This window comes from Mesorhizobium sp. RCAM 06353, from assembly GCF_059683585.1.
Genome location: NZ_CM185031.1, coordinates 6,615,549 through 6,636,982, shown reverse-complemented (window position 1 = coordinate 6,636,982; position 21,434 = coordinate 6,615,549). Strand labels below are relative to the sequence as shown.

Sequence of the window (21,434 nt, the reverse complement as noted above, 5' to 3'; positions counted from 1 at the left end):
AGCCCGGCTAGCTCGGTTTGCTAGCGCTTTGTCTTGCGCCACTCCTCGTACTCTGCGCGGGCATCGTCATGCAGCGGATAGTAGCGTTGCAACGGCGCGCCCTGCATGAGTTTCTCTCGCGAGAACTCTTCCCAGTCGTGATGCGCCTTCGATTCTTCAATCACTTTTGAGGCCATTGCGACCGGAACCACCACGACCCCGTCGTCGTCGGCCACGATAATGTCGCCTGGGATAACCGTGACACCGCCGCAGGCGATCGGAACGTTGACGGCATTTGGATAGATACTGGTCTGCACATGATAGTTGGGCGTCCAACCGCGCAGCCACAGCGGCAGATCGAGCTTCTCGACATTGGGCCTGTCCCGCATGCATCCGTCGATCACAATGCCTGCGCCGCCTCTGCCCTTGAAATAGGTCGACATCATATCGCCGAAGACGCCCGAACTCATGTCGCCGCGCGCGTCGACAACGACCACATCACCCGCCTGCGCATGATAGAGCACGTGCCGATGCAGTTGCGTCTCCGGATCGGCGTATTCTCCCTCGTCGAAGAGATCCGGCCGTTGCGGGAGGAACTGCAGCGTTAGCGCAGGCCCGACGATCGACTTCCCACGATTCTGCGCCACCGGTCCGACCATATGCGGATTGCGGAAGCCCATATGGCCAAGCGTGCCGGCAACCGTCGCGGCACCGATCTCCCTCAGCGCGTCGATCAGGTCTTTGGGCGGCCGTGTGATGTCGGGGGTATGCGTCATGATGGACTCCGGTTGAAATTGAACTACCAGTTGGTGACAGAACCATCGCGGCGCTTGAGGTGGGGGGCTTCCCAGAAACGGAAACTCTGCGCCCGGATCGCCTCCTCGTTGACCTCGATGCCGAGCCCGGGCAGGTCGCTGACCGGATAGTCAGGGCCGTCCAGCCGTGGTTGCACGGGAAAGAACTCGGAATTGTCGAAGCCCAGCTTCCTTTCCGGCGCCCTGGTCTCGAGCCACGCGAAATTCGGCACCGCCGCGCCGAGATGGATCGTCGCGGCGGTGCACACCGGGCCAAGGGGGTTGTGCGGCATCAGGTCGACATAGTGCGCCTCGCTCCAGCCAGCGACTTTCATCGCCTCGGTGAACCCGCCGACATTGCAGATGTCGAGCCGGTTGAATTGGTGGATGCCGCGCTCGATGTAGGGCAGGAACTGCCACTTGCTGGCAAATTCCTCGCCGATGGCGAACGGAATGCCAGTCATCGTGCGCAGCGATTCGTAGGCCTCCGGTGTCTCGTCGCGTATCGGCTCCTCGAGGAAATCAAGCACGCCGCGGCCGAGCTTGTTGCAGAAGCTAGCCGCCTCGGCCACCGACAGCCGATGATGATAGTCGATGCCCAGGACGGCGTCGTCGCCCAGCGCCTCGCGGGCCTTGTTCATCATCCTCGCGCTAGCGCCAATCGACTCGCGCGGCTCGAAGAGGTTCTTGCTGCTTTGCCCGGTGGGGAAGAAGCGGATCGCCTGCCATCCCTGCGCGCGCAGCTCCCGGGCTCGTTCGATGGCGGCATCACCCTCGGCCTCGTCTCCGGTCGAGGCGAAGGTGGGGATGCGGTCGCGCTGCTTGCCGCCGAGCAGCTCGTAGACCGGCACCCCCAGCGCCTTGCCCTTGATGTCGTGAAGGGCGATGTCGATTGCGGAAATCGCTGCCTGTAGAACGCGCCCGCCTTCGAAATACTGGCTGCGATAGGCCTCCTGCCATATCCGGCCGATCTGCTTGGGGTCGCAGCCGATCAGAAACTCGCGATAATGCTCGACGGCGCCGGTCACCGCCCTCTCGCGGCCGCTCAAGCCGCTCTCGCCCCAGCCGAAGATGCCTTGGTCGGTCTCGATCTTGACGAGCATTTGGTTGCGCGTTCCTACCCACACTGGATAGGGCTTGATCGCGGTAATCTTAAGCGTCTCGGTCATCCGGCCCCCATTCCAAACGCATCCGCCTTGTCTCAGTCAGCCTCGAGGGCCATTTCGGTTTCGCCGTCGAACAGATGCATCCGCTCCTGGTCGAACTCGAGCCAGATCTGCTCGTCGGGTGCGACCGCAATGGTCGGAGGCACACTGACGTTGACGATGGCGCCGGACAGCAACGCCTGCACGAAGGTGACGTCTCCGGTCGGCTCCACCGTGTAGGCCTTGGCCGGGACACTGCCTCGCACCGCACTTTTGAGGAGCTTGATCGTCGAGTGACGTGCGCCGAGCACGACTTTCCTGGTCGTTGCACGCGCGACTTTCTGGGCGTTGCGCGGCGATAGCTCAAGGCTCCAGCCCTCCGCGCCGGTCAACACAGTGTTGCCGTTTGCCGTCGATGCCTGCAGCGGAATAAGGCTCATCGCCGGGCTGCCGATGAAGCTGGCGACGAACATGTTCACCGGATGGGCAAAGACCTGCGCCGGTGAATCGTACTGCTGCAGCAGGCCGCCGTTCATCACCGCCATCTTGTCGGCCATGGTCACGGCTTCCAGCTGGTCGTGCGTCACATAGATGATCGTCGCCTTGAGGTCCTGGTGGAAGCGCTTGATCTCCGACCGCATCTGCACGCGCAGTTTGGCGTCGAGGTTGGAGAGCGGCTCGTCCATGAGGAACACTGCGGGGTCGCGCACGAGGGCACGGCCCAGCGCCACACGCTGCTGCTGCCCGCCTGAAAGTTCGCGCGGCTTGCGCTCGAGCAGGTGCGTCATGTCGAGCACCCGCGCCGCTTCCTTGACCTTCCTGTCGATCTCGTCCTTGGGCAATTTCCGCATTTGCAGCGGGAACGCCAGGTTCTTGTAGACCGATTTCTGCGGATAGAGCGCGTAGTTCTGGAACACCATTGCGATGTCCCGGTCCTTGGGGTCGAGATCGTTGACCACCCGGTCACCGATGACGATGTCGCCCGATGTGATCGGGATCAGCCCCGCGACGAGGTTGAGGGTCGTTGTCTTGCCGCAACCTGAAGGGCCGACCAGCGCAACGAACTCGCCGTCATTGACGGTCAGCGAAACGTCGTTGACAGCTTTGAAGCTGCCATAGGTCTTGACGAGATCTCTTAGGACCACGTGGGCCATCGGCAACTCCTTAGTGCTTGACCGCGCCTTCTGTAAGGGCGCGTACGAAGTATCGTTGCAGGACGAGGAACAGCACAACGACGGGCACGCTCATCATGAAGCTGGCCGCCATCAAGCCCGGAAAGTCCGTCGTATTTTCCGAGAAGAAGCGCTGGATGCCGACCGGAAGGGTCAACTGCTCGTTCTTGGAGAGGAAGGTGTAGGCGTAGATGTACTCGTTCCACGCGCCGATGAAGGAATAGATCGCGGTGGCGATGATTCCGGGCGTCGAGAGCGGCATCACGATCAAGATGAAGGCCTGGAACCGCGTTGCCCCATCGATGCGCGCCGCCTGTTCGAGCTGCACCGGGATGTTGTCGTAGAAGCCCTTGAGCAGCCAGATCGCCAGCGGCAGTCCGAAAGTGAGGTAGGTGAGAATAAGCGAGCCATGCGTGTTCACCAGCCCGATCGCGCGCATCAGGATGAAGAGCGGCACCAGAAAGATCACCGCCGGGAACATGTTGCGCAGCAGCACGGTGAAGAACAGGAAGTTCCGGCCGGGGAAACGGAAACGAGAAAACGCGTAGGCCGCAGGGACAGCCACGATCACCGAGAGGATTGTCGTGACGGTAGACACGAAAAGGCTGTTCCAGAAGAAGCGGAGGAAGTCCTGGCCGACGCTGTTTTGCGGATCGAGCAGCTTCTGGTAGCTGGCGAGCGTAGGCTCTTCCGGCCACCATTGCGGCGGGAATTGCATCGCTGCGAACCCCGACTTGATGGAGGTGATCAGCATCCAGATCATCGGCAACGCAGTGTAGAGAAGCATGAACACGAGGAAGATGCGCCCCGCCCACCGCCATCCGTCGATGCGCATGCGCCCACGCGTCTGACCTCGAGGGGCTGTCTCGGCAATCGTGCTCATGGGCTCCCCTCTTTCCGCTCGTTGCCGCTCAGCGCACGGACGTAGAAGTAGCCCAACACCATCAGCATGAGGAACAGGAGCACCGAATAGGCCGATGCGACGCCCCAGCGCTGCCGGCCGAAGGCGAGCTCATAAATGTGCGTGATCCAGATATGCGACGCGTTCGACGGCCCGCCGCCGGTCATGATCCACGGGATGATGAAGGAATTGAAGTTGGCTACTGCGAGCAGCAGGATCGTCACCGTTGAGACGTTGCGCAAGTGCGGGAAGGTGACATGCCAGAAGCGCTGCCATGCATTGGCTCCGTCGACCTTTGCGGCGCTCAGCAACTGTTCGGGGACTGTCTGCAGGCCGGCCATCATCATGATCATGGCGAATGGAAACTCGCGCCAGATATTGACGACGATCAAGGAGGGCAGCACCGTGCTGACATTGTCGATGAAGTTCGGCGGCCGGTCTGCCAATCCGAGGCCGACCAGCACCGCGCCGATAATCCCGAAGTCCGAATGGTAGATCCACTTCCAGATATAGGAGGCGGCGACCGCGCTGATCACCCAAGGAATGATCAAGATAGCGCGCAGGACACCCCGGCCGATAAAGTCGCGGTGGAGCGCCAGCGCGGCGGCAAACCCCAGGACGAAGGAGATGAAGGTGGATGCCAGTGTCCAGATCAGCGTGTTCCAGGTGACTCTCCAGAACACCTGGCTGGTGAGGATGGCCGTGTAGTTGTCAAAGCCGATGAAGGTCTTGTCGCGAAGCTGCAGGCCGGGCGGCGTCTTATAAAATGAAAGCTCGATCGTGTAGTAGATCGGATAGGCGATGACGATGAGCATCACAGCGATCGCAGGCAGCACGTACGCGTAGTCGGCGCGGTGCTCCCAGATCTCCCGCAGCACGCCGGACCTGCCGGGTTGCAATCTTCGGCGAGCTTCGGCCTTGCCGGTCACGATCGTCACAGTGGCGTGCCCTTATTTTTCGGAACGAACCGGCTGCACCCATATCGGCACAGCCGGTCGGATCGTAGGTCCGGCCTGGACTAGAGTCCGCCCATCAGGTCTTTCACCTTCTGGGCCGCATCGTCAGCCGCTTGGTCGACCGTCATCGCTCCGGTCAGGGCATTCTGCAGCATGTCCGGGACGATGATGTTCATGATCTCGGGGGACTGTGGCAGCGCCGGAAACGGGATGCCATATGGCAGCATCGAGGTCGTGACATCGAGGAACTTGATCTTGTCCAGACGTTCCTTCATCCATTTGGTCTTGAAGCCATTGAGGTTGCCCGGGTTCGAGCCGGCATAGGCCATCTTCAGCGACCATTCCGGGCTCGTCCACATGCAGATGATAGCCTTTGCAGCCGGCTCATCCACCTTACCGCCCTCGACATATTCGGGCTTCAGGATGTGAATGTTCGAGCCGCCAAACACGACGGCGCGCTTGCCGTCGGGGCCGGTTGGAATGAGACCGTAGCGCATGTTGTCGATGACGGTCTGCGCCTTGTCTTTGTCGGCGCCCGTTGCCTTCTTCTGCAGGTCGAGCATGACATTGTAGTCGGACGGGTGCGAGACCATCATGCCGAGCTGGCCGGCAACGAACAGGGGCTGGTTATCGGCCTGCTGGTTGGTGAGTGCCGAAACCGGAACCGACTTGTCGCGAACATACATATCATAAGAGGCTTGCAGCGCCGCCTTGCTCTGCGGGCTATTGAGCTCGACCTCCTTGTAGGTCGGGTTCGCTTTGGCTTCGTCGAAGACGCCGCCGCCATAGGCCCACAACTGCGGCATGAAGCGGTACGGCGTATTGCCGGCGTTCTTGCGAGCCACCAGGCCGTAACCGGCAATGCCGAGCTTGTCGTGGATCTGCTTGGAATACTTGACGACGTCGTCCCAGGTAGCCGGAGCCTTGTCCGGATCGAGGCCCGCACGCTTGAAGATGTCGGCGTTCCAGATGAACGCCATCGTCTCGTTGTTGGTCGGAATGCCGTAGGTCACCCCATCCCAGGTTACGGCTTTCATGGCGCCGGGCCAGAAATCCTCGGTCGAATACCCCACATCCTCTGGCTTGAGCGGCTGCAGATAGCCCTTTGATGCGAACTCGGTACCACCCAGGATTTGCAGGCGCACCGCCATCGGCGCGGCATTGCCCAGCAGCGCGGTCCGGAATTTGTCAAGCAGGTCGTTGTAGGTGAGGGCTTGGTCCTCAAGCTGGATGTTTGGATAGGTCTTGCGGAAGGTCTCGAAGAACTCCTTGTAATACTGGCGCAAGAGGTCGGGGTCGCCCTCGAACACGCCCTGATACCAGAACGTCAGTCGCCCCTTGTAGTCGAGCGGGGTGACCTTGGCGCAATCGGCGGCCGTGTCAAAATCCTGTGTGCCTGCAATGGAGCGCACATATTCCGGCGACCACTTGCTCAAGTCGACCGGCGCTGCACCCAGCGCCGGTGCGGACATCAACGATGCCACTAACGCAGTGGAGACAGTGCCGCGCAGGACGGCACCGCCGAGTGTAATCCTCGTCATAGGTATCCTCCAGGTTTCTCTCCCATGCCGCTCTGCATCGAGGCGAGCGGGCTTACTCGTCGGCTGCGGGGACATCTCCTCAAATGTATCCCTTCGAGCACTTTATACGTTTTCAGATCAGAGATTGGCTGTCAACGCAACAAATCGTACATTGTTTATGGAAATCGTGCGTGATATCGAGAAAGATATGTATTCACGGAAGGGGGAGCCGGCCTTGGCCGAAACGCGGGAATTTAAAGCAGAGCCACCCGAGGGGATCGATCCTCTTGGGGCCTCGAGCGAGGGCGCCTCGCTGTACGAACTGATCAGGGAGGACATTATCGAGGGGCGGCTCGCCGCCAATGAACGGCTGGTGGTCACCGATCTGGCCCGGCGTCACGGCACCTCGACCAATCCCGTGCGCGAGGCCCTGCAACTGTTGCGCGGGGAAGGCTTTGTCACCTTTCTCCCCAACCGCGGGGCACGGGTGCGGCCCATAGATCAGGATTTTGTCCGGGATATATACGAGATCGGTGTGCTGATCGAGCCAGCCCTGACGCGATGGTTTGTGAACATGGCCACCGACGAGGACATCGCCGAACTCGAACGTCTCCAAGGACTGATCGAAGAGAACAATTTTGCCGACACTTTCAGGCACAGCGAGCTGGATACGGCTTTCCACACCGTGATGTACCAGCGGCACTATAACCGCCATGCAGCCGAGCTTTGGTGGAAGCATCGCGAAGTGCTGCGAGCCGTAAGCCGGCGTTTCAATTTCACGCTGGCGCGGCGTGCCGCGATCATTCGCGAGCACCGCGAACTCATCGCTCATGTAAAGGCCGGAAATGCGGACGAGGCAGCCGAACTCATTGCGCGCCATGTCGAGGGCTCCGGCCGGCATGTGCTCGAACACATGCGCGCGCGTAGCGCGGCCCGGGCTGGATAGCCGGCCAGGGCCATCGTTTGCCTGGCCATTCAGACATAGGGAGTTGAGATGAAAATCACGAGCATCCGGCCATGGCTGATCAAATCCCCGGCCTCATATTGGGGAGAATATCTGTTCGTCGAAGTGATCACCGACGAGGGGGTTAACGGCTGGGGCGAGATCACCACCACCACAAAGCTGGCCAACCGCGCGCTCTGCACGATCTTGCGGCAGATAGGCATCGCTGTGACTGGCGAGGATCCGGCGCGTATCGAGCATCTGTGGCATAAGATTTTCCGCAGCTTCACTTATATGGGCAGCCGCGGCGCCGCCGTTGAATGCGTGAGCGCCATCGACATTGCCCTGTGGGACATCCGCGGCAAAGTCCTCGGCAAGCCGATCTACGAGTTGCTGGGTGGGCCGGTGCGCGAGGAAATCGCGCTTTACACCCACCCCAACCAGGCCAAATTCACCAGCAAGGAGGCTGTCGTTCGCGAAATTCGCGACATTGTCGAATCCGGACACACTGGCCTCAAATTCGATCCTTTCCCCCATCAGGGCCGCACCGCGGATGGCCTGTCGCGCGAGCAGCGCGACGGCTACCTCGACGGCAGCATGACCCGCAAGGATGAACGCGAGGCGGCCGAACTCACGGCGCTGATCCGCGAAACGGCAGGCCCTGATGTCGACATCCTCATCGATGCGCATGGCCGCTTCGACGTGCCCACCGCCATTCGCCTGTGCCGCAGCCTCGAGGAAGCCGGCCAGATCGACTGGTTCGAGGAGCCCTGTCCACCCGAGAGCCTGAACGCGCTCAAGCAGGTGCGTGAGAAGGTCAGTGCCGCGATCTCTTGGGGCGAACGCGGCCACACGAAGTGGGATTTCGTACCGGTGCTCGAAAACAAGCTCGCTGACTACATCATGCCTGACGTCACCTGGACCGGCGGCATTACCGAACTGAAGAAGATCTCCGCCCTGTGCGAAGCCTACTACATCCCCGTCTCGCCGCACGATGCCGCGGGGCCGATCAACGTGGTTGCCGGAGCCCAGGTGATGATGACCGTTCCCAACTTCTACAAGCTCGAGACGTCGGAGTGGAACCTCGGCAAATATGATCACCTCATCGACAGACCGCTCGACGTCTCGAACGGCAACCTCAAGCTGACGTCGAAGCCTGGTCTCGGGGTTGAGATGAATCGCGAGTATCTACAAGCGCACGAGATTGAGCTGGGCTAGCAGCGCCCTGCGCTCCAGCGACAAGCCCCCGCCGATCAGAACGAGGATAAGTCATGCCAAAGACGGGTGGAGCCGACGCGGCGCTCAATCGGGTGAACACGAACTCCAAGCCATCCCAGCTTCGCATCACAGATATGCGGGTAGCCGAGATCGTCGGCGCGCCGTTCACCTCAGCGCTACTCAAGATTTACACCAACCAGGGCATCGTCGGGCTTGGTGAGGTGCGCGACGGCGCCAGCGCCACTTACGCGCTGATGCTGAAGAGCCGGCTGCTTGGCGAGAACCCTTGCGATATCGATCGCCTGTTTCGCCGAATCAAGCAGTTCGGCGGACATGGCCGCCAAGGCGGCGGCGTTTCGGCGGTCGAAATCGCCTTGTGGGATCTCGCCGGCAAGGCTTATGGCGTCCCCATCTACCAGATGCTCGGCGGCAAGTTTCGCGATCACGTGCGCGTCTATTGCGATACCGATGCCGAAAAACCGAGCGGCACCGAAACCGGAAAGCGCCTCAAGGAGCGCATGAACCGCGGTTTCACTTTCCTCAAGATGGACCTAGGCTTAATGCAGATCGCCCATGTCCCGGGCGCCGTGGTCGCGCCCGCCGGCGTGCTCGAAGGGTTTCACGCCAATCCACGCGGCCGTGGCGGCGCGCTCGAGGAGCGTAAGGCTCGCAATCTCGCTTACGATGCGCAGAACGTGCAGCACCCGTTCACGGGCCTGCATTTCACCGAAAAGGGGATCGACCTGCTCGAGCAGTATATCCACGAGGTTCGCGAGGTCATCGGATACGAGATTCCGCTCGCCATCGACCATGTCGGCCACATCTCGCTGCAGGACGGTATTCGCCTGTCGCGCCGTATCGAGAAATATGTTCCTGCCTGGCTGGAGGACGTGATTCCCTGGCAATACACCGAGCAGTACCGGCAACTGCAGGAGGCTACCACGGTGCCGATCTGCACCGGCGAGGACATCTATCTCAAGGAGGCGTTCGAACCTCTGCTTAGGAGTGGCGGCCTCTCCGTTATCCACCCGGACCTGCTCACCAGCGGAGGCATCCTCGAGACCAAGAAGATCGGCGATATGGCACAGGACCACGGCGTCGCCATGGCGATCCATATGGCTGAAAGTCCAATCGCCGCTATGGCCGCCGCACATGTCGCCACCGCGACCGAAAACTTCATGGCGCTCGAATACCACTCCGCCGATGTCGACTGGTGGGACGATATCGTCACCGGCCTGCCCAAGCCGCTCGTCAAGGACGGCTTCATCACCGTGCCCGACAAGCCGGGGCTGGGCATAGACGATGTGGTCGACGAGGTGATCAGCCAGCATCTGCAGCCCGGTGTCACGGGGATATGGCAATCCACCGAGCATTGGGACAATGAATATAGCTGGGACCGGACCTGGAGTTAGCCTAAACCCCTGCATTCATTCCCCCAGGTTCACAGGGCCAACGACCGACCATTCGTGTCGACCTCTCCCAGGGAGAGGCGAAGAAAGAAACGGACGAAACCATGATCTACGAACTGCGTATCTATGACTGCCTGCCGGGCAGGCTGCCGGCTTTGCTCAAGCGCTTTTCCGAGCAAACGCTGGCCATCTGGGATAGGCATGGCATCCGCCAAGCCGGGTTTTTCACCACGACGATCGGCGAAAACAGCAATCGCCTCACCTATTTTCTTGCCTGGGAATCGCTGGCCGAGCGTGAGGCGAAATGGGCGGCATTCGTTACCGATCCGGCATGGCACAGAGCCCGGGACGAGTCTGAGCGCGAGGGGCAGATCGTTGCCAATATCAGCAGCCAGCTGCTCACGCCGACAGCTTTCTCGTCTGTGAAATAGAACTGCGCCATGAAGATCACCGACCTGCGCTGCGCTGTGATAGGCAGGCACCCGATCGTCCGCATCATCACCGACGAGGGCCTCTATGGCCTTGGCGAAGTCGAGTTCACAAAGACCTACCTCAAGCCGTGGGTGCTGCATTTCCGCGAGGCGTTGATCGGTGAGGATCCGACCGACGTCGAGCGTGTCATGCTGAAGATCCGCCAGCGCGGTTCATTCAAGCCCTATGGCGCTGCCGTCTCCGCCATCGAGCATGCGCTTTGGGACATCGCCGGCAAGGCGGCGGGCGTTCCTGTCTACAAATTGCTCGGCGGCAAGGTCCGTGACAAGGTGCGCGTCTATAACGGCTCGATCCGCCAGAAGCGCACGGGCGACCGGCCGGAGGATTATGCCGCCGACGTCAAATGGATGATGGAGCAGCCGCAGAACTTCTTCATGGTCAAGCAGGGAATCTCGTTCCACTCCAACATGAAGGACAGCATCGACGGCTTCCACTACGGCGTGACGCAGAAGAAGGCCGGCTATCACGGTGCCATGGATCAGGGCGTGATCAGCGAGCGTGGTTTCAATCACATGCTGGACTGCGTGATCGCGATGAAGGAAGTGCTGGGCGACAAGGTCAGCCTGGCGCTCGACTGCGGCCCGGGCTGGATGCTGCCCGATGCGATCAAGTTCGCTCGCGCGGTCGAGAAGTACAATTTGATGTGGCTCGAGGACATGCTGACCGGCGACTATGTGCCGTGGGTCAATCCGCAGGCCTACCGGGAACTGACGACCTCCACCTCGACGCCGATCCATACTGGTGAGCAGATCTACCTCCGGCACAATTTCAAGGAGCTGATCGAGACGCAGGCGGTGCGCGTCATCGGTCCGGATCCGGCCGATATCGGCGGCATCGCCGAACTCAAATGGGTCGCCGAGCACGCCTATATGCACTCGATCCTGATGGCGCCGCACGGTACCGCGAACGGCCTGCTCGGCCTCGGCGCGCTGATCAATGTCTGCGCCACCTTGCCCGCCAACTACATCGCCTTCGAATATCCGAGCGCCTCGGACCCGTGGTGGGAGGATCTGGTGATCGGCTTGCCATCACAGATCGTGAAGGACAGCATGGTGGACCTGCTGGAGGCGCCGGGCCTGGGTCTCGATATCGACGCAGAAGCGGCCAGGAAATATCTCGGGGAAGAGGATGCGGGCTTCTTCGATCGCTGAAGTGCCCGGGCGCGTGTAACTGGTATGTTGGGCGCTTGCTTGCCCAGAAACTCCGCCGTCGGCACTTCAGCCACGATGTTGTCGTTGACGGCGTTGAATATCTGGAAGCCCAAGCCATCCCGCTCGATACACAGATCGACGATCTGGCCGAGATCGCGCGCGTCCATATAGGTCCAACCGTCGCGCCGCCGTTTTGAGCCTCTCCACTCTACATGCTGCAGATCTACGACCGGGTTGTCACCAGCGGCAGCGAAACCACGCTGGCGATGCTGACCCTGGTGTTGCTGGCGGCCTTTCTTTCGCTGGCCGGCCTCCGACCTGGTACGCGCCTGCGGTCTTATGTAGCAAACGCACCGTGCCGCTACGGCGCACGCCAAGCCGTTTCCGCAAGGGCGAGCTTTACCGGCTGATCTTGAGGCGTAGACGCCACAGGGCCAAAGCCGCCCGCGCGATCACCGCGCCTCTCCATGTTTTCCGGCTGTTGGTGCGTTTGCTACATAAGACCGGACAAAAGTACCCCCACCCGCAATGATCCTGTGCCTCGGCCTGGTGACCCTCATCATGGCTGCTGCCGTTCGAGGCAGACGGTGAACATCAGTGCGGCCAAGTAAGATGTGGGCGCGGGGGCAGGTGGTACTGGCGGTCGCACGGCGACCTGCGAGCCATCGCCGGGACGTTTTGGCCAATCGCGACGGCATGGAACGCGAGCCAACTGCCAAACGACCACATAAGTTTATTCGTTTTTGACCAATACGCGCGGGCGGATTCCTGTAATCTTCGGAAAAACACCGGGACAACCGGGCCAACCAGAAAGGTCGGGGAATGAAATACGTCGTCGATACGATCGGCGGTCCCGCAGGCGGTGATGCCTGGCAAACCGCTGTTACCGAAGCCTATTTTCCGCTCGACACCGAGTATCGGAACCGTCGCGAATTTTCAGGCACGCTGGAAACCTTCTCCCTCGGGCTCGTCAGCGTGTCTAAAATGCGCTGCGATGCCGTAAGCTATCGCCGCCATCGCCGCCATTTCCTCAACGAGCGTGACGCCAGCCTACTCATCACCATCCCGGAGATGTCGGAGGTGAATTTCTCGCAAGGGTCGAGAACCGTCAATTGCAGCCCCGGGGGCTTTCTCGTCGAGCGGGGAGATGCGCCTTACGAATTCTGGCACGGCAAGCCAAATGCGCTGTGGGTCCTGAAGGTGCCGTCATCGAGCGTTCGGGCCCGGATTGGATCCGCCGAACGGCTCAGTGCGCTCAGTTTCGACGCGACCCAAGGCATCGCCGCGCTCTTCCTCGACACGGTGCGAACCACGATCGGCCATCTCGATGAGATCACTGAAGTTGCTCGCGAGATGATGGGCAGGCACATCCTGGAAATGCTGTGCCTGTCGATCGTGAGCGACGATCGCGTGCTGGACAGCAGCATCTCATCGATCCGGGCCGGCCATTTGCACCGCGCCGAGCAGTACATTCGCGACAATTTGAAGAATTCCGGCCTCGGCCCGCAGGCGGTGGCTGATGCCTGCGGCATCTCGCTCCGTTACCTCCAGGTTCTTTTTCAGGACAGCAACCAGTCGATCAACGGCTTCATCCGCGACGCCCGGCTTGAACTTTGCGCCGAGGAGCTGATGTCGGTGACCAACATCAGCAGCGTTGCCGAGATCGCTTACCGCTGGGGCTTCGCCGACCAGTCCCAGTTCTGCAAGCACTACCGGACGCGGTTCGGCTGCGCACCGACGGATACCCGTCGCGAAGCAGCGAGCCGGGCAGGCCGCGCCTCGGCCTCGAGAGAGCGCCACTAGACCCGACGAAATCCGGGCCAATACCACCCATTCATCGACGTCACCCCGACAAGGGGCGGCGATAGCCGGGCCTTGCCCGCAAAGACCTTGCGAAGGAATTGTCATGAGTCGAATCAGAGTTGCCGTCGATGTCGGAGGGACCTTCACCGACATCTGCATCATGGACGAAGACAGTGGCGCGATCCGTATCGAAAAGACCGCCTCCACGCCTGACGATCCCATGCAGGCCATCATGAATGGCGTGGAGCAGGGCCGCATCGATCTTTCGCAGGTGACCATGTTTTCTCATGGCACGACGGTCGCCACCAATGCGTTGATCACCCGCCGCCTGCCACGCACCGCGATGGTTTGCACCGAGGGTTTCCGTGACGTTGTCGAGATCCGTCGCGCCAACAAGGAAGATCTCTGGGACACCTACAAGGATGTCGCCAAGCCCTATATACCGCGCCGCGACCGGCTGACCGTTCGGGAACGGGTCAGTGCCGAGGGCACGATCCTGGAAGCGCTGGACGAAGAGGCCGCGCGACGCGTCGCGGACGTTCTCAAGAGACGGCAGGTCAAGTCCATCGCCGTCTGCTTCATGAACTCCTATGTCAACGGCGCCAACGAGCGGCGCATGCGTGAGATCCTGAAGGAAGCCATGCCGGATCTGCCGGTCTCGATCTCCTCGGAGGTCATGCCGGAAATCTTCGAGCACGAACGGTTTTCCACCACCATGGCCAACGCCGTCTGCGCCCCGGTGGTCGTCGACTACGTGTCGCGTCTCGGAGAAAAGCTTGCCGCGGCCGGATACAAGCGGGATCTCCTGCTGCTGCACAGCGGTGGCGGGGTCATGACACCCGCAAGCGTCAAGGATTTCTCGGCCCGGCTCGCAGGGTCGGGCATCGCTGCCGGCGCGATCGCAAGCCGTTTCATCGGAAATCTCTGTGGCTTCCCGAACTCGATCGGCTTCGACATGGGCGGCACCAGCACCGACGTCTCGCTCGCGTGGAACGGGGAGTCGCGCATCACAAAAGACTGGTACATCGAATTCGGATATCCGATCCGCTTCCCCTCCATCGAGGTGCTGACCATCGGTGCGGGCGGCGGGTCGCTGGCGTGGCAGGACGAGGGCGGCAGCCTGCGCAACGGACCGCAGTCCGCCGGCGCCTTTCCAGGCCCGGCCTGCTACAAGAACGGCAACCGCACCGCCACCAACACCGATGCCAATGTCGTGCTCGGCCGCCTCGGCACCAGCCTTGCGGGCGGCAAGATCACGCTTGACCCCGCTCTGGCCGCCCAGGCGGTGCAGGAGACGGTTGCGGCACCCTTCGGCATGGAACTCCACGAGGCGGCCGAGGCGATCATCGCCGTCGCCAACGCCAATATGGGCAATGCCGTCCGGCTTCTCTCCATCAGCCGAGGCTATGACCCGCGCGACTTTGCACTCGTCGCATTCGGCGGTGCGGGCGCTTTGCACGGTGCGGCCGTGGCCAAGGAGCTTTCGATTCCAACCGTGATCGTGCCGCCCAATCCCGGCGTCACCTCCGCGCTCGGTTGCCTTCTCGTCGACGTGCAGCACGATTTCTCCGAGAGCTTCATGGCGGATGCCTCGACGGTTTCACCAGCCGAGATGCAGACGGCCTTTGTTCGGATGGAAGAACAGGCCGTCGAGCGTCTGACCCATGAGGGTGTGGCGCAGCAGGACATGGCGCTGCAGCGTACGGTCGAGATGATGTACCAGGGCCAGTGGCGCTCGCTTGCGGTGTCAGCGCCGGCGCGGATCGAAAGCATCTGCTCGCTGATCGAGGCGTTCCACAACGAGCATGAACGCGAGTTCAACTACCGCCGCGAAGAGGCGCCGGTGTCGATCTTCCGCATCGCGGTCAAGGCGATCGGCATCGTCCCGAAGGCTGAGATACCCCGGCACGAAGTCTTGCCTCATGTGCCCGAGCCGCTCGGCCGCCGCGGGGTCTGGTTCGACGGCGTATCTCACGATGCAGCCGTCTATGAACGTGACCAACTCAGCGCCGGCGCCGCTTTCGCAGGGCCTGCCATTGTCGAACAGTTCGATTCCACCACCGTGGTTCCGCCGGGAATGAGCGCGACGGTCGACGGCTTCCTGAACATTCTCATCGTGACGAAAGGCTGAGACATGACAAAGCTGATTGAAACGAGCCCTGGCCTCGATCCGGTGACGTTCGAGGTGCTGAAGAACTCCTTCATCACCACCGTCGACCAGATGGCCGAACAGATGCTTCGCACCTGCTATTCCTTCGTCATCTACAACAGAGACTTTTCGAACGCCCTCCACGACGCCGATGGCAACTCCGTTGCCCAGGGCAACTACGACATCGCGGTCCATGTCGGCACACTGCACAACACGTGCAAGGAGGTGATCCGGGTCTTTGAAGGCGATATGGCACCCGGCGATGTCTACGCGATCAATGATCCTTATGCCGGCGGTACGCATTTCAGCGATGTTCGGCTCGTCCGGCCGATCTTCGACGAAGACAAGCTGATCGGCTTCTCCCAGTCGAACGGCCACTGGTCGGATCTGGGCGGCTCCGTGCCGGGTTCCTTCGACGTCACCGCCCGCGACATGTTCCGCGAAGGGTTGCGGATCACGCCGCTGCGCCTTTTCCAGCGCGGCCGCTTCTGCTCCGACGTTGCCAACATGATCGCGGCCAACACGCGCGATCCGGCATCGATCATTGGCGACATTCATTCCCAGGCGCAGGCGACGCAGGCGGCCGAGCGCGAGCTGTTGCGGCTGGTCAGGAAGTACGGGCGTGGCCAGGTCATGCGCGGCATGGAGGAGGTTCAGGACTACGTCGAACGCGCCGTGCGAAAGCGTCTCGCGGAGCTGCCCGACGGCACCTGGGAGACGGTCGACTACATCGATCGCGATCTCGGTGCCGGCGAGGGCATGATCCCGATCCGCATCAAAATGACGATCAAGGGCGACACGATCCACTACGATTTTACAGGAAGCCATTCGACCATTGCCTCGATGTACAATTCCGCCCCGGGCGCGACCTTCTCGGCCGTGGTCGCCGGTATGAAGACGTTCTTCCCGGACCTCCCACTCAACAGCGGGTTTTACCGGATGATCGAGGTGACCGCGCCGAAGAACAGCGTCGTCAGCGCGGAATGGCCGGTGGCCGTGACCGGGTTCCTGATGCCGTTCGAAAAGATCATGAATGCGATCTTCGAGATGTGGTCGAAGATCATGCCCGAACGCGCCATCGCCTGTGCCTTCAACCTCGAATATCTGTTGGCCGGGGGACGGGACGCGCGCAAACCCGAAAAACCGATCTTCATGTTCTACGAATGGCTGCCCGGCGGCTGGGGCGGGCGCAACGGCAAGGATGGCGCCGATGTCACCACTGCCTGCTTCGGAACGGGGCTGATGTCGCAACCGAACGAAGGCAATGAGCGGGTGAACCCTACGCGGACGATCGAGTTCCAGATCAAGCAGGACTCAGCCGGTCCCGGCAAATGGCGGGGCGGCGTCGGCGTGCAGAAGACCTCGTTGCTGCTTGAGGCCGAAAATGCCGTCATGTCCTACATTTGCGACCGCGAGCGCGCCGTCGTCTGGGGTGTCGAAGGAGGCCTGCCGTCGATGCCCCACGGCTTGACCATGAAACGCGCCGGAGAGGGGACCGAGATTTGGCTCGGCTCCGTATTCTCCGATTACCCCGTCCACACAGGCGACCAGTTCGCTCGTCCGACGGCCGGCGGCGGCGGGTTCGGCGATCCACTGCAGCGCGAGCCGCGCAAGGTGATGGAGGACGTGATCGACGATTACGTTTCACTGGAGCGTGCCAGGACCGACTACGGCGTGGTCATCCGCGAAATCGACCGCGACCTGTGCCAGTACGAAATCGACGAGACGGCAACCGAAACCTGCCGTGCCGACATCCGGGCGAAACGGAAGGGCTGGGCACGCATGGATCCCGAAGAGGTCGCGCGCAAGTACCGCTCCGGCGAGATCGATACGCTCGATGCGGTTCGACACTATGCGGTGATCATCGACTGGGAGACTGGTAAACTGCTTCCCAAAACCACCGCCCAGTTCCGTGAGAGCTTTGAGAAACGGACCGTCGCCCACTGGGGCTGAGCGCTAACGAGCGCGCCGCAACCTTGCAGGCGCTCGCATGGTGCTATCTGTTTTTTCGATACCATTTTCAAAGAATTACTATTTCACAGGAGCCTGAAGCTGGAGCAACAATGTTGCAGGGCCGCGAAAGTTGGCTGCTGCCGAGGGGTATGACAGATGGCACCAGGCGTGGAACGATCGTTCACCGCGGCCAGCACACTTGAAGAGGCATTGGCCGCGCGCCGGCAAGGCGCGGCGGTGCTTGCCGGCGGCACCTGGATGATGCGTGATCCGCGGCGCGGGATTGATCTTCCCCAGGCGGTGGTCGCACTCCCCCGAATACCGGCCTTGTCCAGGGTCGAAATCGAACCGGACCATGTCGTGATCGGCGCAGCTGTCACCCACGCGGTGCTGGGCCGCGCGTTGTACGGGGTAGTGGGCTTCGAAGGTCTGCTTGCCGCGGCCGAGGGGGCGGCCAATCCCGGCATCCGAAGGGTCGCTACCGTGGGCGGCAATCTCTGTGCCCCCGACTTTGCCGCCGCCGATCTCGCCCCTGCGCTTCTCGTCTGTGAGGCGACGGTGGAGCTGCAGACGTTCGATGGCCCAAAACTCCTCGGGATTTCAGATTTCCTCAAAGACAGGCATGCGCTGCTCACCGAAGCGATCGTGGCGAGAATTCATCTGCGCCGCGACCTGATCGCAGGTGCGCATATCCGCCTGCCGCTTAGGAGAGCCGGCGACTACCCGGTCGCCATCGTCTCGCTTGCGGTGGACAGAAACAAACGATGTCGCATTGCCGTCGGTTCGGTGGAGCCAATAGCGCGGCGCTGGACGGCTCTCGAACAGGCCATGGCGGCAGGGCTGGCCTCAGCGCTCGATCCGAAACGCGCCGCCGAGCTTGCACTTGCGCACAATGATTTTCAGGGGCGCGACGGCACGGAAGCGGAGAGTTGGTACCGGCGCCAGGTTCTTCCGCCACTGGTCAAGCGAGGTGTTGCCGCACTTCTCAAGACGGAAGGCCTGGCATGGTTGTGACATTCCAGTTGAATGGCGAGGACTGCCGCTTTGATGGCGATCCTATGACGCCGCTCGTCGACATCTTGCGGCGGGAACAATTCCTGACGGGGACCAAAGCCGTGTGCCGCGAAGGCTTCTGCGGCGCGTGCACGGTGCATGTCGACGACGAAGCGGTGCCGTCCTGCCTGAAGCCCATTGGTCTCGTCCAGGGATGCGCGGTGACGACCATCGAGGGTTTAAGTTCCGGAAACCAGGCGCTGCACCCGCTCCAGGCCAGTTTCGAGGCGGCCGATGCCGTGCAATGCGGCATGTGTTTTCCAGGAATGGTCATGAGCCTTTCGGCGTTCGTGCGTGACAATCCGCATGCGAGCCGGCCCGAAATCAAGGCCGCGATGGTCGGCAACATCTGCCGTTGCACCGGATACGAGCGGATCGTCGACGCCGTGGCCGACTGCCTCGACCAAGCCCGCAAAGCGGGCCAGTTGGTGGGAGGCATCAATGTCTGAGCTGGCCGCTACGGTGATGAATCTTCCCCGCCGCGATGCGCAGGACAAGTTGCGCGGGCGGACGAAATACACCAACGACCGGGTTCGCCCCGATATGCTGCATGCCGTACTGCTGCGGTCGACCGTTCCCGCAGGACGTATCCGCAAGCTCGACGTTTCGGCGGCACGTCGCTGTCCTGGCGTGCGCGCGGTGGCGACCGGCGCCGATGCGCCGGGGCTCTACGGCATCGGCATTGCCGACCATCCGCTCCTTGCCATCGACACGATCCGCTATCACGGCGAGCCAATCGCCGTCATCGCCGCCGAGACGGAGCAGCAGGCGCGGGCGGCACTTGCCGCCATCGTGATCGAGGTTGAACCGCTGGCACCGGTGTCCACCATGGCCGAAGCGCTCCAGCCCGCCGCCCGTCTCGTCCACGAGGGCTGGCGTGGCTATGAGGTGATTTCCGAAGGCGGTGCGCGTGCCGGCAACATCGCTTGGGAGGCAAAATCCAGTCGCGGCGACGTCGATGCTGCCTTCGCCCGTCCCGATATTCGCATTGTCGAGAGCAGTTTCACTGTTGGTCGGCAGAGCCATGTGCCCTTCGAACCGCGCGTTGCCATCGGCTCCTGGGAGGACGGCCGTGCTCACATCCAGACCTCGACGCAGGTGCCCTGGACGGTGCGCAACGTCACCGGACGGGTCATGCAGCTTGCGCCCGGGCGTGTGCGGGTCACTGTACCGCCTGTCGGTGGCGGGTTCGGCCTGAAATTCGATGCGTCCATCGAGCCGATCACGGCACTTCTGGCGCGGATGACCGGGCGCACCGTGGTCCTGGAAAACACCCGGCAGGAAGAGATGGCAACCTGCCTCTGCCGCGAGAATGCGGAAATCCGCATTCGCTCCGCTGTCACCGCCGAAGGATACATCGCCGGGCGCGAGGCGGTCGTGCTGATGGACTGCGGTGCGTATGGCGGCGAACAGGTTTTTCTGACGACGATGACGGCGCATACGCTGGGCGGCAATTACCGGGTTGGCGCCACGCGGCTCGTCAGCCGCGCCATATACACCAACACCCCACCCAACGGTGCTTTCCGAGCCTGCAACGGCGTCTACAACACCTTCGCGTTGGAGCGACATACCGACGAGATCTGCGAAGCCCTAGGCTTCGACCCGATGGAGTTTCGGAAGAAGAATGTCCTGGGAGATGGCGATCTCGGTGCCACTGGCCAGGTTTTCGAGGCCGACGTGCTGGGTCCGATGCTCGATCGCATGGAGACATTGCGCGCCAGCACCGGCACATCGGAAGCGAAGGCCGACGGCAGGCTCTATGGAATTGCAACCACGGTCGGCACATGGTTCGTTTTCGTCGGCCCCTCGGCGGCAACGGTGAATTTGAACGCCGACGGCAGTGCAACACTGGTCACGTCAGGTGTGGAGATTGGTTCCGGCACGATGGTGCAATCCCTGCCGCAGATCGTGGCCGGTCAGCTCGGCCTCGCTCCCGAGCAGGTGATCGTGCGCGAAGCCGATACGGATGCCGCCGGTCTTGATGTCGGCGTTGGCGGCGGGCGAACCACCGTATCCATTGGCGCGGCAAGTGTGGCCGCCTGCGCGGAGGTGCGGGAGAAGCTGCTGCGGACCGCCGGCGAGATGCTGCAGACCCGACCGGAAGACTTGGTGCTGCGCGACGGTCGTGTCGAGATCAAGGGACGTTCCGGGTCCGGCATGTCGATCCCCGCTGTCGTCGCCCATGCGCAGGCCACCACCGGCCCGATCACCGGAAGCGGAGCCTTTACGGCCAGGAACACGCCGGCCATGGCGGGCTGCGCCATGGGGCATTTCATCGATGCGCTCGACATCCCCGTCTTCGTCGTTCATGAGGCCGAGGTGGCGGTTGATGCCGACACCGGTCATGTCGAGGTTCTGGCCTATCGCGTGGTGCAGGATGTCGGCCGTGCGCTCAACCCGCGCGCCATCTTGGGCCAGATACAGGGCGGCGTGGTGCAGGGGCTGGGCTACGCCTTGCATGAGGAGGTGACGCTCACGGCTGATGGACGCATCGCGCAAGACGATTTCGAGACCTATCGCCTGCCGCTGGCTCAGGACGTGATCCCGGTCGCCGCCGATCTCTACGAGGGCGCGCCGTCGATGGGGCCGCTCGGCACCAAGGGCGCGGGCGAGGTGCCCATCCTGGCCGTGGGCGCGGCGATCGGCTGCGCGGTGGCACGCGCGATCGGCAAGCCGGTGCAGCGGCTGCCACTGACGCCGCCGCGCGTGCTTCGACTGCTGCACGAGCGCGAACCGCCGCCGGAATTCCCGCACATCGCCCCCGGCTGGGCGTCGAACACTCTGGGTTGAGGCAAG

The 21,434-nt window shown here is 62.0% G+C and carries 18 protein-coding genes and 1 pseudogene; 12 read left to right on the top strand and 7 right to left on the bottom strand.

What is annotated here, in order from left to right:
* Positions 1 to 20: 20 nt before the first annotated feature.
* The 6 genes from AC56QX_RS32085 to AC56QX_RS32060 all read right to left on the bottom strand — a co-directional run bounded on the left by AC56QX_RS32085 (position 21) and on the right by AC56QX_RS32060 (position 6,488).
* The gene (locus AC56QX_RS32085; protein WP_497112553.1) at positions 21 to 755 is read right to left on the bottom strand and encodes a ribonuclease activity regulator RraA; all 735 of its coding nucleotides are present in this window, start codon (positions 753 to 755) and stop codon (positions 21 to 23) included.
* Between the two features lie 23 nt (positions 756 to 778).
* Positions 779 to 1,942, bottom strand: coding sequence for a mandelate racemase/muconate lactonizing enzyme family protein (locus AC56QX_RS32080; RefSeq protein WP_497112552.1), 1,164 nt, complete (start codon positions 1,940 to 1,942; stop codon positions 779 to 781).
* A gap of 32 nt (positions 1,943 to 1,974) precedes the next feature.
* On the bottom strand, positions 1,975 to 3,072 hold the full coding sequence (locus AC56QX_RS32075) for an ABC transporter ATP-binding protein (protein ID WP_497112551.1): 1,098 nt from the start codon (positions 3,070 to 3,072) through the stop codon (positions 1,975 to 1,977).
* A gap of 10 nt (positions 3,073 to 3,082) precedes the next feature.
* On the bottom strand, positions 3,083 to 3,973 hold the full coding sequence (locus AC56QX_RS32070; RefSeq protein ID WP_497112550.1) for a carbohydrate ABC transporter permease: 891 nt from the start codon (positions 3,971 to 3,973) through the stop codon (positions 3,083 to 3,085).
* Positions 3,970 to 4,929, bottom strand: a complete 960-nt coding sequence (locus AC56QX_RS32065; protein ID WP_497112549.1) for a carbohydrate ABC transporter permease — start codon at positions 4,927 to 4,929, stop codon at positions 3,970 to 3,972. The genes AC56QX_RS32070 and AC56QX_RS32065 overlap by 4 nt, the downstream gene beginning before the upstream one ends.
* 80 nt (positions 4,930 to 5,009) lie before the next feature.
* On the bottom strand, positions 5,010 to 6,488 hold the full coding sequence (locus AC56QX_RS32060; RefSeq protein ID WP_497112548.1) for an ABC transporter substrate-binding protein: 1,479 nt from the start codon (positions 6,486 to 6,488) through the stop codon (positions 5,010 to 5,012).
* A 214-nt stretch (positions 6,489 to 6,702) separates the two neighbouring features.
* Between AC56QX_RS32060 and AC56QX_RS32055 the strand changes: the two genes are divergently transcribed.
* From AC56QX_RS32055 to AC56QX_RS32035, 5 genes are all read left to right on the top strand, one after another.
* Positions 6,703 to 7,413, top strand: a complete 711-nt coding sequence (locus AC56QX_RS32055) for a GntR family transcriptional regulator (protein WP_497118000.1) — start codon at positions 6,703 to 6,705, stop codon at positions 7,411 to 7,413.
* A 48-nt stretch (positions 7,414 to 7,461) separates the two neighbouring features.
* A complete protein-coding gene (locus AC56QX_RS32050) occupies positions 7,462 to 8,628 on the top strand; it encodes a mandelate racemase/muconate lactonizing enzyme family protein (RefSeq protein ID WP_497112547.1) in 1,167 nt (388 codons plus the stop codon).
* A gap of 53 nt (positions 8,629 to 8,681) precedes the next feature.
* Positions 8,682 to 10,040 (top strand): mandelate racemase/muconate lactonizing enzyme family protein, encoded by a 1,359-nt coding sequence (locus tag AC56QX_RS32045; RefSeq protein ID WP_497112546.1) that lies wholly within the window; start codon positions 8,682 to 8,684, stop codon positions 10,038 to 10,040.
* Between the two features lie 101 nt (positions 10,041 to 10,141).
* Positions 10,142 to 10,468 (top strand): NIPSNAP family protein, encoded by a 327-nt coding sequence (locus AC56QX_RS32040; protein ID WP_497112545.1) that lies wholly within the window; start codon positions 10,142 to 10,144, stop codon positions 10,466 to 10,468.
* A gap of 9 nt (positions 10,469 to 10,477) precedes the next feature.
* Positions 10,478 to 11,680, top strand: coding sequence for a mandelate racemase/muconate lactonizing enzyme family protein (locus AC56QX_RS32035; protein WP_497112544.1), 1,203 nt, complete (start codon positions 10,478 to 10,480; stop codon positions 11,678 to 11,680).
* A gap of 11 nt (positions 11,681 to 11,691) precedes the next feature.
* Here the strand turns inward: AC56QX_RS32035 and AC56QX_RS32030 are convergent.
* Positions 11,692 to 11,871, bottom strand: a pseudogene (locus AC56QX_RS32030) (NAD-dependent epimerase/dehydratase family protein); the annotation flags it as partial.
* A gap of 21 nt (positions 11,872 to 11,892) precedes the next feature.
* Between AC56QX_RS32030 and AC56QX_RS32025 the strand changes: the two are divergent.
* The 7 genes from AC56QX_RS32025 (at position 11,893) to AC56QX_RS31995 (ending at position 21,428) form a co-directional block, all read left to right on the top strand.
* Positions 11,893 to 12,090, top strand: coding sequence for a hypothetical protein (locus AC56QX_RS32025; protein WP_497118072.1), 198 nt, complete (start codon positions 11,893 to 11,895; stop codon positions 12,088 to 12,090).
* Positions 12,091 to 12,502: 412 nt separating this feature from the next.
* A complete protein-coding gene (locus tag AC56QX_RS32020; protein ID WP_497112543.1) occupies positions 12,503 to 13,483 on the top strand; it encodes an AraC-like ligand-binding domain-containing protein in 981 nt (326 codons plus the stop codon).
* A gap of 103 nt (positions 13,484 to 13,586) precedes the next feature.
* Complete coding sequence (locus tag AC56QX_RS32015) at positions 13,587 to 15,614, top strand: hydantoinase/oxoprolinase family protein (protein WP_497112542.1); 2,028 nt, start codon at positions 13,587 to 13,589, stop codon at positions 15,612 to 15,614.
* 3 nt (positions 15,615 to 15,617) lie between these two features.
* Complete coding sequence (locus AC56QX_RS32010) at positions 15,618 to 17,585, top strand: hydantoinase B/oxoprolinase family protein (RefSeq protein ID WP_497112541.1); 1,968 nt, start codon at positions 15,618 to 15,620, stop codon at positions 17,583 to 17,585.
* 156 nt (positions 17,586 to 17,741) lie between these two features.
* Positions 17,742 to 18,599 (top strand): FAD binding domain-containing protein, encoded by an 858-nt coding sequence (locus tag AC56QX_RS32005; RefSeq protein WP_497112540.1) that lies wholly within the window; start codon positions 17,742 to 17,744, stop codon positions 18,597 to 18,599.
* Entirely contained in the window at positions 18,590 to 19,087 is a 498-nt protein-coding gene (locus tag AC56QX_RS32000) for a (2Fe-2S)-binding protein (RefSeq protein WP_497112539.1), read from the top strand. The genes AC56QX_RS32005 and AC56QX_RS32000 overlap by 10 nt, the downstream gene beginning before the upstream one ends.
* Positions 19,080 to 21,428 (top strand): xanthine dehydrogenase family protein molybdopterin-binding subunit, encoded by a 2,349-nt coding sequence (locus tag AC56QX_RS31995; protein WP_497112538.1) that lies wholly within the window; start codon positions 19,080 to 19,082, stop codon positions 21,426 to 21,428. Before AC56QX_RS32000 ends, AC56QX_RS31995 begins: the two co-directional genes overlap by 8 nt.
* The last annotated feature ends 6 nt before the right edge of the window (positions 21,429 to 21,434 follow it).